An 11,396-nucleotide genomic window follows, 5' to 3' on the forward strand; every position below is an offset into this window, starting at 1 on the left:
CATGCGCACTGACCCGGCCGGCCTCGCCGCCGCGATCCTGTCCCGCGTCGGCGGCCCCGACAACGTCACCGCCGTCGCCCACTGCATGACCCGGCTGCGCCTGGGCCTGGCCGACCCGGCCCGGGTGGAGCAGAAGGCGCTGCGCGCGGTGCCGGGGGTGCTGGGGCTGGTGGTGGACGGGGACGCGTACCAGGTGGTGCTCGGGCCGGGGGTGGTGGCACGGGTGACGGCGGAGTTCGAGGCGCTGCTGGGCGGGTCGGCGGCGCGGCGGACGGCCGCGCGGGGCGAGGCGCTGCGGGAGGAGCGGCGGCGGCGCAACGCGACACCGGTGAAGCTGGCGCTGCGCCGGGTGGCGAACGTCTTCGTCCCGCTCATCCCCGCCCTGATCGGCTGCGGCGTCCTCGCGGGCGTCAACGGCCTGCTGGTCAACGCCCGGTGGCTGCCCGGCGTGACCCCCGCCCTGAGCACGGTCGCCGCCGCCTTCATGGCGCTGATCGCGGTGTTCGTCGGCTACCACACGGCGAAGGAGTTCGGCGGCACCCCCATCCTCGGCGGCGCGGTCGCGGCGGTCGTGGTCTACCCGGGGGTGGCGCAGGTGACGGCGTTCGGCGTGCCCCTGTCGCCCGGCCAGGGCGGGGTGCTGGGCGCCCTGGCGGCGGCGCTGCTGGGGACGTACGTGGAGAAGTGGTGCCGCGGGCGGCTCCCGGAGTCCCTGGACGTCCTGGTCACCCCCACGGTGACCGTCCTGGTCGCCGGCCTGGCGACGCTGTACGGCCTGATGTTCGCGGCCGGAGCCCTGTCCGCGGCGATCGGCACCGCCGCGGACCGGCTCCTCACCACCACCGGCGTGCTCGCCGGACTGATCCTGGGCGGGCTGTTCCTGCCGCTGGTCATGCTCGGCCTGCACCAGGCCCTGATCCCGATCCACGCCACCCTCATCGACCAGCAGGGCCACACCGCGCTGCTGCCCGTCCTCGCCATGGCGGGCGCGGGCCAGGTGGGTGCGGCGCTGGCGGTGTACGTCCGGCTGCGCCACGACACCGCCCTGCGGGCGACCATCAGGTCCGCGCTCCCGGCCGGCCTGCTGGGGGTGGGGGAGCCGCTGATCTACGGCGTCTCCCTCCCCCTGGGCCGCCCGTTCCTCACCGCCTGCGCGGGCGGCGCGGCGGGCGGCGCCTTCGTCGGCGTGTTCGCGATGCTCGGCGACACGGTGGGCGCGACGGCGATCGGGCCGTCGGGGTGGGCGCTGTTCCCGCTGCTGGCGGGGAGCGGCGGGGCGGGGACGACGGCGGCGGTCTACGCGGGCGGGCTGCTGACGGGGTACGTGGTGGGGTTCCTGGCCACGTACGCCGTGGGACTGACGCCCACCGCCGCGTGTACGGCCGGTGACCGGACACCCGAGCGATCCGCTTGACGAACTCGCCCGGGTCCTCGCAGGACGGTGCCTTCTTCTCCCGGGGGCCGCCGTGGGTGCGGAAGGGGGGGTGGTCGGCGTACTGGCTCCGCGGCTCCCGGGAGAGCGCCGCGCCGGGCAGGGCGCAGAGCGCGCCACCGGCGCTCCCGCCCGAGGTCACGACGGAGCGTCGCCGGCGTCGTCACCGTCACGTCGGGGATGACGCCCGGGCGCGATCTGGTCCACCATGGCTCGGGGGTGTTTCGAAGTACTCGCGCGTTCCCCGCCGCCGGGAAGGACCACAGGCCACCGATCATGAACCACGCCCAGCTCACCGCCCTGGGACGGGCGCTCAGACTGCTCGGCGAGCACGGTGAGGCGCTCACCGCCGACACCCCGGACGCCCGCCTGCACGAGGTCGGGGCCGATCTGCGGCGGGCGCTGAACCTGCTGGAGGAGGGCGTCACGAGCGCCGCCCCCAGCACCCGCTGCGCCGAACACCCGTCGGGCCCCGTCGACGAGGGCGCGCCCGATCTGTGCCTGCTGTGCGAGACCCGGCGCCGCGCCGCCCGGCGCGCCGAGTTCAACGGTCCCGCCGCGCCCGCCCGGCCCGCCGGGCCCGCGCCCTCCCGGTACGGGGTGCGCGGCGACCGGCCGCAGCCCCAGCAGCGGTGGCTGCCGGAGCTGTGGAACGGGCAGGAGTGGCAGCTGTGCGGCACCCCGCGCCGGGACCGGCGGGAGGCCGAGCTGTACCTGGCGGCCCAGCGGCGGGGCGCCCGGCCCGCGACGGCCTACCGGCTCGTGCACGAGTTCACCGACTACGAGGTGCTGCGGGTGTGGGGCACCCCGGTGCGGGTCGACATCGAGCCGATGGGCGGTCTGTGACCGGTCGCGGTCACACCTGGGCGGACCCGGACAGCGGCCGCTGCTCCGTCGCGGGCGCCGCGCCGGGCGCCTGGTCGGCGGGGGTCCGGCGGGGCAGGAACGAGGCGACCGCGAAGGCGAGCAGCGCGGCTCCCGCGCCGACCGCCAGGACCGTGCGGAAGCCGTCCCGGGACGGCAGCGCGTACGCGCCGAACGCCGTCGTCAGCTGGGCCAGGATCACGCCCGCCACCGCGCCGGCCGCCGAGGTGCCGATGGACCGCATCAGCGTGTTGAGGCTGTTCGCCGCGGCCGTCTCCGACGCCGGTACGGCACTCATGATGAGCGCGGGCATCGAGCCGTAGGTGAAGCCGATGCCGGCGCGCCGATGACGCAGAGGCGCTCCTGCGGCGAGGGGCGGCACCCGCGCCGGACGGACGCCGCCCCCGCTCACCCCCGGCTCAGCTCAGCGACCCCAGCGACGCCGCGTCGTACGGCGCCAGCTCCTCGAACCGCCCCGCGAGCACCTTCGCCGCCCACCGCGGGTCCTGGAGCAGCGCGCGGCCCACGGCGACCAGGTCGAACTCGTCGCGCTCCAGCCGGTCCAGCAGGTCGTCGATGCTGCCCACCCCGGCGCCCTCGCCCTGGAACGCCTTGAGGAACTCGCCGTCCAGGCCCACCGACCCGACCGTGATGGCGGCCTTGCCGGTGAGCTTCCTGGTCCAGCCCGCCAGGTTGAGGTCCGAGCCCTCGAACTCCGGCACCCAGTAGCGGCGCGTCGAGGCGTGGAAGACGTCGACGCCGGCCGCCGCGAGCGGGGTCAGGACCGCCTCCAGTTCCTCGGGGGTCTCGCCGAGCCGGGCGTCGTAGGCGTCCTGCTTCCACTGCGAGTAGCGGAAGATCACGGGGAAGTCCGGCGAGACCGCGGCGCGCACGGCGGCCACGATCTCCGCCGCGAACCGGGTCCGGGCCACCGGGTCACCGCCGTAGGCGTCCGTGCGGCGGTTGGTGCCGGCCCACAGGAACTGGTCGATGAGGTAGCCGTGGGCGCCGTGCAGTTCGACGCCGTCGAAGCCGATCCGCTCGGCCGCGGCGGCCGCCTCGGCGAAGGCCGCGACGACGTCGTCCACGTCCCGCCGGGTCATCACCCGGCCGGCGCCCTCGGTGCCGTCCGTCCGCAGCCCGGACGGGCCGACCGCCGGCGCCTGCGGATACGGCGGCCGGCCGGGGCGGCGCACCATGCCGATGTGCCACAGCTGCGGCACGATCCTGCCGCCCGCCGCGTGCACCTCCTCGACGACCTTCGCCCATCCGGCCAGCGGTTCCGTGCCGTGGAAGAGCGGGACGGCGGCGCTGTCCCCGGCGGACTCGTGGCCCACGTAGGTGCCCTCGGTGACGATCAGACCGACGCCCGCCGCCGCGCGCCGGGAGTAGTACGACGCCACGTCCGCGCCCGGGACGCCGCCCGGGGAGAACTGGCGGGTCATCGGCGCCATCACGATCCGGTTGGGGACGGTGAGCCCGCCCACGGTGAAGGGCCGGGACAGGATCTCGGCCGCCCGGGACGGGCCGGTGGAGGCGGTGACGGTCATGTGGGGGCTCCTGGGAACGACGATCAATGCATGTGCATACTTGCACAGCATCAACTGCCTGGGCGGCGGCCGCATTCCACCGCCTCCCCGGCTCCGGTGTGACCCCGGACACGCCCGAGGGCGGCACCCCCTGTCTCCAGGGAGTGCCGCCCTCGGTACCGTCGGACGGATCCGATCCTCGGCGAGGATCAGAAGTCCATGTCACCGCCCGGCATGCCGCCGCCGGCCGGGGCCGCGGCCTTCTCCGGCTTGTCGGCGATGACGGCCTCGGTGGTGAGGAAGAGCGCGGCGATGGAGGCGGCGTTCTGCAGCGCGGAACGGGTCACCTTCGCCGGGTCGATGATGCCTTCCTTGACCAGGTCGACGTACTCGCCGGTCGCGGCGTTCAGGCCGTGGCCCGGGGTCAGGTTGCGCACCTTCTCCACCACGACGCCGCCCTCGAGGCCGGCGTTGACCGCGATCTGCTTCAGCGGGGCCTCCAGGGCCAGCTTCACCGCGGCGGCACCGGTGGCCTCGTCGCCCTCCAGCTCCAGCTTCTCGAACACCTGGGAGGCCTGGAGCAGGGCCACGCCACCACCGGCGACGATGCCCTCCTCGACGGCCGCCTTCGCGTTGCGGACGGCGTCCTCGATGCGGTGCTTGCGCTCCTTGAGCTCCACCTCGGTGGCGGCACCGGCCTTGATGACGGCCACGCCGCCGGCCAGCTTCGCCAGACGCTCCTGGAGCTTCTCGCGGTCGTAGTCCGAGTCGCTGTTCTCGATCTCGGCACGGATCTGGTTCACCCGGCCCGCGACCTGGTCGGCGGAGCCGGCACCGTCGACGATGGTGGTCTCGTCCTTGGTGATGACGACCTTGCGGGCGCGGCCCAGGAGGTCCAGGGTCGCGTTCTCCAGCTTGAGGCCGACCTCCTCGGAGATGACCTCGCCGCCCGTGAGGATGGCGATGTCGCCGAGCATGGCCTTGCGGCGGTCGCCGAAGCCCGGGGCCTTGACGGCGACGGACTTGAAGGTGCCGCGGATCTTGTTGACGACCAGGGTCGACAGGGCCTCGCCCTCGACGTCCTCGGCGATGATCAGCAGCGGCTTGCCCGACTGCATGACCTTCTCCAGCAGCGGGAGCAGGTCCTTGACGTTGGAGATCTTGGAGTTGGCGATGAGGATGTAGGGGTCCTCGAGCGACGCCTCCATGCGTTCCATGTCGGTGGCGAAGTACGCCGAGATGTAGCCCTTGTCGAAGCGCATGCCCTCGGTGAGCTCCAGCTCCAGACCGAAGGTCTGGGACTCCTCGACGGTGATGACGCCTTCCTTGCCGACCTTGTCCATCGCCTCGGCGATGAGCTCGCCGATCTGGGTGTCGGCGGCGGAGATGGAGGCGGTGGAGGCGATCTGCTCCTTGGTCTCGACCTCCTTGGCCTGGTCGAGCAGCGCACCGGAGACGGCCTCGACGGCCTTCTCGATGCCGCGCTTGAGGGCCATCGGGTTGGCACCGGCGGCCACGTTGCGCAGACCCTCGCGGACCAGCGCCTGGGCGAGGACGGTGGCGGTGGTCGTACCGTCACCGGCGACGTCGTCCGTCTTCTTGGCGACTTCCTTGACCAGCTCGGCGCCGATCTTCTCGTACGGGTCCTCGAGCTCGATCTCCTTGGCGATGGAGACACCGTCGTTGGTGATCGTGGGCGCGCCCCACTTCTTCTCGAGGACGACGTTGCGGCCCTTGGGGCCGAGCGTCACCTTCACGGCGTCCGCGAGCTGGTTCATGCCGCGCTCGAGGCCGCGCCGCGCCTCCTCGTCGAACGCGATGATCTTGGCCATGTGAAGTGGTCCCTCCAGGACTGGGGGTGATTCCTTCGGACCGCGCCCGCGCCCGCGACGGACGGCTCGCCTGCCTCGTGGTTCCTTGCCCCACCCGGCCTGCGGGCCTCACCGACCCGGTCCTTCGTTGTCACTCTCACCTTCAGAGTGCTAACGCAATGATTAGCACTCGCCCCTGCCGAGTGCAAGCGGCTCCCGGGATCCGGCCGCGTACGTGGCCGACACCCGGCCGCGTACATGCCGAAGGGCCCGCACCCCGGGAGGCACGGGCCCTTCGAACAGAACGTCACATGCGGTGGTCGCGCGCTAGGCGCTGAGGCGAACCATGTCGGCCTGCGGACCCTTCTGACCCTGCGAGATCTCGAACTCGACCCGCTGGCCCTCTTCGAGGGTCCGGTAGCCGTCCATCTGGATCGCGCTGTAGTGGACGAAGACGTCCGCACCACCGTCGACCGCGATGAAGCCGTACCCCTTCTCCGCGTTGAACCATTTGACGGTGCCCTGAGCCATGCCTAACTCCCCTATTACTGGCCCTTGCACAGATCCACACTTCGCGGATCCGGGTCAGACCTCGCCCGCCATTGACTGGGGGGCGTGCGCCGGAACGCGTCGACCGCGGCCGAATGTATCTGCCCAACTGCCGTCCGCAACAGGTCAATCGGACGAGAAATCCGGGCGTGAACGCTCGGTGATTTACGGAGAATTCACCCGAATTCAGGGCAAGTCGGGCTCCACAAAAGGCATGAAAGACACAAATGCGCCACACACTTTGGCTACATCTCATCGCACCCGGGCCGGGACTCATATGCGCCCGGCATGGCGATCCGCATCGTGTTCCCCAACTGTATCGCGCTCAACCACACTGAATTGCCCCCTCCGCTTCTCTCACGGAGGGGGCAATCAGATGAACATCGAGTAACCGCGGTTACTCACGGTAATACGCGCGGCGGTTCAGCCGCCGGCCACCGCCGGAATGATCGACACGCCGGCGCCGTCCGGGGTGGCCGTCTCCAGCCCCTGTTCGAAGCGGACGTCGTCGTCGTTGACGTACACGTTGACGAACCGCCGCAGCTTGCCCTGGTCGTCCAGGATCCGGGCGGCGATGCCCGTGTGGTTCTTCTCCAGGTCGGCGATGACCTCGCCGAGGGTGCCGCCCTCGGCGGCGACCTCGGCCTGACCGCCGGTGTAGGTGCGCAGGATGGTGGGGATGCGGACGGTCACGCTCATGCGAGGCCAGCCTCTCGGAAGGAGTCCAGGTTCGGGCGGATGGTGGCGGTCAGGCCGGTACCGGCCACCGCGTCGAGGGTCTTGAGGCCGTCGCCGGTGTTCAGCACGACGGTGGTCTTCGTCGGGTCGAGGAGGCCGTCGTCGATCAGCTTCTTGGTGACGCCCACCGTCACCCCGCCCGCCGTCTCGGCGAAGATGCCCTCGGTCCGGGCCAGCAGCTTGATCGCGTCCACCACCTGCTCGTCCGTCACGTCCTCCACCGCGCCGCCGGTCCGCCGCGCGATGTCCAGCACGTACGGCCCGTCCGCCGGGTTGCCGATGGCCAGCGACTTGGCGATGGTGTTCGGCTTCTGCGGCCGCACCACGTCGTGCCCCGCCTTGAACGCGGTGGACACCGGCGAGCAGCCCTCCGCCTGCGCCCCGAAGATCTTGTAGGGCCGGTCCTCGACCAGGCCGAGCTTGATCAGCTCCTGGAGACCCTTGTCGATCTTGGTGAGCTGGGAGCCGGAGGCGATGGGGACGACGATCTGCTCCGGCAGCCGCCAGCCGAGCTGCTCGCAGATCTCGTACGCCAGGGTCTTGGAGCCCTCCGCGTAGTACGGCCGCAGGTTGACGTTGACGAAGCCCCAGCCCTCACCGGCCGGGTCGCCGATCAGCTCGGAGCAGAAGCGGTTCACGTCGTCGTAGTTGCCGTCGATGCCGACGAGTTCACCGCCGTAGACCGCGGCCATCACGACCTTGCCCTGCTCCAGGTCGTGCGGGATGAACACGCAGGAGCGGAAGCCGGCCCGGGCGGCGGCGGCGCCGACGGCGCCCGCCAGGTTGCCGGTGGAGGAGCAGGACAGCGTGGTGAAGCCGAAGGCCCGCGCGGCCTCCAGGGCCTGGGCGACCACGCGGTCCTTGAAGGAGTGCGTGGGATTGCCGGAGTCGTCCTTGACGAACAGCCTGCCGGGCTCGACGCCGAGCGCGCGGGCGAGGCGGTCGGCCTGCACCAGCTCGGTCCAGCCGGGGTTCAGGTTCGGCTTGCCGGCCACGTCGGCGGGGACGGGCAGCAGCGGCGCGTAGCGCCAGATGTTCGCGGGTCCCGCCTCGATGCGCTTGCGCAGTTCCTCGGCGTCGTACGCGGAGAAGTCGTAAGCGATCTCCAGCGGGCCGAAACACTCCTCGCACGCGAAGACCGGGCCGAGCGGGACGCGGTGACCGCACTCGCGGCAGGAAAGCGCCGCGGCGGGACCGAGGTCGACGGCGGGGTTGCCGGTGCTGCTCTCGACAGTCTGCACAGCCATGTGAGGCGAGGCCCTTTCTCCTCATCTTCCTCACGACGCATCTCGCCGTGAGACGGAATTGGCACCTTCTCTGGCCGGGAGCCTCGCGTGAACGAGTCCGGGATCAGGGTGGTTGCCGGGGCTTCATCGGGCCGTGTCCCTCTGCCCCTCTGGATGAGCTGTATGTGGTTGTTGTGCGGTGCTGGGCGCGGACGACCCCCGACATGCGATGGTCATCAGCGTTGTCCAAGACTGTAACCGAAGGCCAGGACAGTTGAGATAGCCGTCCGAACCGCGAGATGGATCACAATCGTCGTCGCTCGCCTAGAGAACGCAGAGGAGCATCGGACCGTGCTGGAAGAAGTCGAGCGCTGGCTGAGCACCCGCTCCTGGTCGCTGGCCGACCGTCCGCTCCACCAGATCCTGGCCGCCAAGCGCGGCACCGGCCAGTCGGTCAGCGTCGTGCTGCCCGCCCTCAACGAGGAGGAGACCGTCGGCGACATCGTCGCCGTGATCCGGCGCGACCTCGTGCAGCGGGCGCCGCTGGTCGACGAGGTCGTCGTGGTCGACTCCGGGTCCACCGACCGCACCTTCGAGGTGGCCGCCGCGGCGGGCGCCCGGGTGGTGCGCCGCGACGAGATACTCCCGCGCGTCCCCGCCGTCCCCGGCAAGGGCGAGGTGCTGTGGCGCTCGCTGCTGGTCACACGGGGCGACATCGTCTGCTTCGTCGACGCGGACCTCAGGGAGTTCTCCTCGGACTTCGTCACGGGCATCGTCGGCCCGCTGCTGACCGACCCGGGGATCGCCCTGGTGAAGGCGATGTACGACCGCCCCCTGGGCGACGCGGCCGGGCAGGGCGGCCGGGTGACCGAGCTGATGGCCCGCCCGCTGCTGAACATGCACTGGCCGCAGCTGGCCGGCTTCGTCCAGCCGCTCGGCGGCGAGTACGCCGCCCGGCGCTCGCTGCTGGAGCAGCTGCCGTTCCCGGTCGGCTACGGCGTGGAGCTGGGCATGCTGGTGGACGCCCTGCACCTGGCCGGTCTCGACGCGCTGGCCCAGGTGGACGTCGGGGTGCGAAAGCACCGGCACCAGGACGGGCAGGCGCTCGGCCGGATGGCGGCGGCGATCTACCGCACGGCCCAGCTGCGGCTGGCCCGCGGCCACCTCGTCCGCCCCTGCCTCACCCAGTTCGAGCGGGTGGAGGACGGCTTCGAGCCGCGGACGTACTCGGTGGACACCGAGGAACGGCCGCCGATGCTGGAGATCGCGGAGTACGCGGCCCGGAAGGTGGCCTGACCGTCGTATACGGTCCCCCGCCGGGCTCGAACCGTACGTTTGAGCGGTTCGGGAGAGGGCTAGGTTGAGGCGTATGGCTTCGACGTACGGTCCTGCTCAGGTACTGGTGGCCTCCAACCGCGGCCCCGTCTCGTACGGGGTGCGCGAGGACGGCTCGCTGCACGCCAAACGCGGTGGCGGGGGGCTCGTCTCCGGCCTCTCCGCGATCGGTCCGGACGCCGGCGCGCTGTGGGTGTGCTCCGCCCTGGGCGACGGCGACCGCGAGGCGGTGCGGCGCGGGGTCGGCGAGTCCGGCGTGCGGATGCTGGACATCCCGGCCGGCGTGCACGCGGACGCCTACAACGGCATCGCCAACTCGGTCCTGTGGTTCGTGCACCACATGCTGTACCAGACCCCGCTGGAGCCGGTCTTCGACGCCGGGTTCCGGCGCCAGTGGGCGGCCTACGAGGCGTACAACCGGTCGTTCGCCCGGGCACTGGCGCAGGAGGCGGCCGAGGGGGCGGCGGTGCTGGTGCAGGACTACCACCTGACGCTGGTGCCGGGAATGCTCCGCGAGCTGCGCCCGGACCTGCGGATCGGCCACTTCTCGCACACCCCGTGGGCGCCGCCGGAGTACTTCCGGATGCTGCCGGAGGACGTCGCCGGGCAGGTGCTGCGCGGCATGCTGGGCGCGGACCGGCTCGGGTTCCTCACGCACCGGTGGGCGGACGCCTTCACGGCGTGCTGCGAGGCGTTCGCCGGCGGGCTCGGCGGCACCCGGGTCGGGGTGCACGGCCTCGGTGCCGACGCCGACTTCCTGCGGCGGCGCTCGCGCGAGGCGGACGTCGAGGAGCGGATGGCCGCGCTGCGGGCGGAGATCGGCGAGGGCCGCAAGGCGATCGTCCGGGTCGACCGGACCGAGCTGTCGAAGAACATCGTGCGCGGGCTGCTGGCGTACCGGCAGCTCCTCGACGACCGCCCCGAGTGGCGCGAGCGGGTGGTGCACGTGGCCTTCGCCTACCCCTCGCGCCAGGACCTAGCGGTGTACCGCGACTACACCGCCGAGGTGCGCCGGGTGGCGGACGAGATCAACGAGCGGTACGGCACCCCCGGCTGGACGCCGGTCGTGCTGCACGTGAAGGACGACTTCGCCCGCTCCCTGGCCGCCTACCGGCTCGCGGACGTGGCGCTGGTGAACCCGATCCGGGACGGCATGAACCTGGTCGCCAAGGAGGTGCCGGTCGTGTCCGACGAGGGATGCGCGCTGGTGCTGTCCCGCGAGGCGGGGGCGTACGAGGAGCTGGGCGAGGACGCGGTCGGGGTGAACCCGTACGACATCACCGGCACGGCCCGGGCGCTGCACGAGGCGCTGTCGATGCGGCCCGGCGAACGCGCCGACCGCGCCAAGCGGCTGGCGGCGGCCGCGACCGCCCTGCCCCCGGCCCGCTGGTTCCTCGACCAGCTCAACGCGCTGCGCGAGCAGCCCACCGCCTGACCCGGTGCACGCCCGGGCGGGGCGGTGGGCCGAGCACGGTCGCGCCGACCGCGCCAAGCGGCTGGCGGCGGCCGCGACCGCCCTGCCCCCGGCCCGCTGGTTCCTCGACCAGCTCAACGCGCTGCGCGAGCAGCCCACCGCCTGACCCGGTGCACGCCCGGGCGGGGCGGTGGGCCGAGCACGGACGCGCCGACCGCGCCAAGCGGCTGGCGGCGGCCGCGACCGCCCTGCCCCCGGCCCGCTGGTTCCTCGACCAGCTCAACGCGCTGCGCGAGCAGCCCACCCCCTGACCCGGTGCACGCCCGGGCGGGGCGGTGGGCCGAGCACGGTCGCGCCGACCGCGCCAAGCGGCTGGCGGCGGCCGCGACCGCCCTGCCCCCGGCCCGCTGGTTCCTCGACCAGCTCAACGCGCTGCGCGAGCAGCCCACCGCCTGACCCGGTGCACGCCCGGGCGGGGCGGTGGGCCGAGCACGGTGG

12 protein-coding genes, 1 pseudogene and 1 riboswitch are annotated in these 11,396 nt (G+C 72.5%); of the genes and pseudogenes, 7 read left to right on the forward strand and 6 right to left on the reverse strand.

Annotation, left to right across the window (positions count from 1 at the left end):
• The first annotated feature begins 1 nt into the window (after position 1).
• Complete coding sequence (locus tag ACFF45_RS05635; RefSeq protein WP_381342693.1) at positions 2-1,414, forward strand: PTS transporter subunit EIIC; 1,413 nt, start codon at positions 2-4, stop codon at positions 1,412-1,414.
• A gap of 294 nt (positions 1,415-1,708) precedes the next feature.
• A complete protein-coding gene (locus tag ACFF45_RS05640; RefSeq protein WP_381342696.1) occupies positions 1,709-2,278 on the forward strand; it encodes a hypothetical protein in 570 nt (189 codons plus the stop codon).
• A gap of 10 nt (positions 2,279-2,288) precedes the next feature.
• Here ACFF45_RS05640 and ACFF45_RS05645 read toward each other — a convergent pair.
• The 6 genes and pseudogenes from ACFF45_RS05645 to thrC all read right to left on the reverse strand — a co-directional run.
• A pseudogene (locus ACFF45_RS05645) lies at positions 2,289-2,636 on the reverse strand (MFS transporter); the annotation flags it as partial.
• A 79-nt stretch (positions 2,637-2,715) separates the two neighbouring features.
• A complete protein-coding gene (locus ACFF45_RS05650; protein WP_381342698.1) occupies positions 2,716-3,846 on the reverse strand; it encodes an NADH:flavin oxidoreductase in 1,131 nt (376 codons plus the stop codon).
• A 188-nt stretch (positions 3,847-4,034) separates the two neighbouring features.
• Positions 4,035-5,657 carry a chaperonin GroEL gene (gene groL, locus ACFF45_RS05655; protein ID WP_189700303.1) on the reverse strand — a complete coding sequence of 541 codons (1,623 nt, stop codon included), beginning with the start codon at positions 5,655-5,657 and terminating at the stop codon, positions 4,035-4,037.
• 306 nt (positions 5,658-5,963) lie between these two features.
• On the reverse strand, positions 5,964-6,167 hold the full coding sequence (locus tag ACFF45_RS05660; RefSeq protein ID WP_004929928.1) for a cold-shock protein: 204 nt from the start codon (positions 6,165-6,167) through the stop codon (positions 5,964-5,966).
• A gap of 441 nt (positions 6,168-6,608) precedes the next feature.
• Complete coding sequence (locus tag ACFF45_RS05665) at positions 6,609-6,884, reverse strand: MoaD/ThiS family protein (protein ID WP_381342700.1); 276 nt, start codon at positions 6,882-6,884, stop codon at positions 6,609-6,611.
• Entirely contained in the window at positions 6,881-8,170 is a 1,290-nt protein-coding gene (gene thrC, locus ACFF45_RS05670; protein ID WP_381342703.1) for a threonine synthase, read from the reverse strand. The genes ACFF45_RS05665 and thrC overlap by 4 nt, the downstream gene beginning before the upstream one ends.
• Before the next feature lie 18 nt (positions 8,171-8,188).
• Positions 8,189-8,330, reverse strand: a riboswitch (SAM riboswitch).
• Positions 8,331-8,500: 170 nt separating this feature from the next.
• On the opposite strand from thrC, the gene ACFF45_RS05675 reads away from it, so the two are divergent.
• The 5 genes from ACFF45_RS05675 to ACFF45_RS05695 all read left to right on the forward strand — a co-directional run bounded on the left by ACFF45_RS05675 (position 8,501) and on the right by ACFF45_RS05695 (position 11,354).
• Entirely contained in the window at positions 8,501-9,445 is a 945-nt protein-coding gene (locus tag ACFF45_RS05675; RefSeq protein ID WP_381342706.1) for a glucosyl-3-phosphoglycerate synthase, read from the forward strand.
• Positions 9,446-9,518: 73 nt separating this feature from the next.
• On the forward strand, positions 9,519-10,919 hold the full coding sequence (locus tag ACFF45_RS05680; protein WP_381342708.1) for an alpha,alpha-trehalose-phosphate synthase (UDP-forming): 1,401 nt from the start codon (positions 9,519-9,521) through the stop codon (positions 10,917-10,919).
• Positions 10,920-10,923: 4 nt separating this feature from the next.
• The gene (locus tag ACFF45_RS05685) at positions 10,924-11,064 is read left to right on the forward strand and encodes a hypothetical protein (protein ID WP_381342711.1); all 141 of its coding nucleotides are present in this window, start codon (positions 10,924-10,926) and stop codon (positions 11,062-11,064) included.
• Positions 11,065-11,068: 4 nt separating this feature from the next.
• The gene (locus ACFF45_RS05690; RefSeq protein ID WP_381342849.1) at positions 11,069-11,209 is read left to right on the forward strand and encodes a hypothetical protein; all 141 of its coding nucleotides are present in this window, start codon (positions 11,069-11,071) and stop codon (positions 11,207-11,209) included.
• A gap of 4 nt (positions 11,210-11,213) precedes the next feature.
• Positions 11,214-11,354 carry a hypothetical protein gene (locus ACFF45_RS05695; RefSeq protein ID WP_381342711.1) on the forward strand — a complete coding sequence of 47 codons (141 nt, stop codon included), beginning with the start codon at positions 11,214-11,216 and terminating at the stop codon, positions 11,352-11,354.
• Positions 11,355-11,396: the final 42 nt, after the last annotated feature.

It is taken from the genome of Streptomyces cinereospinus, assembly GCF_042430725.1.
Classification (GTDB): Bacteria; Actinomycetota; Actinomycetes; order Streptomycetales; family Streptomycetaceae; genus Streptomyces; species Streptomyces cinereospinus.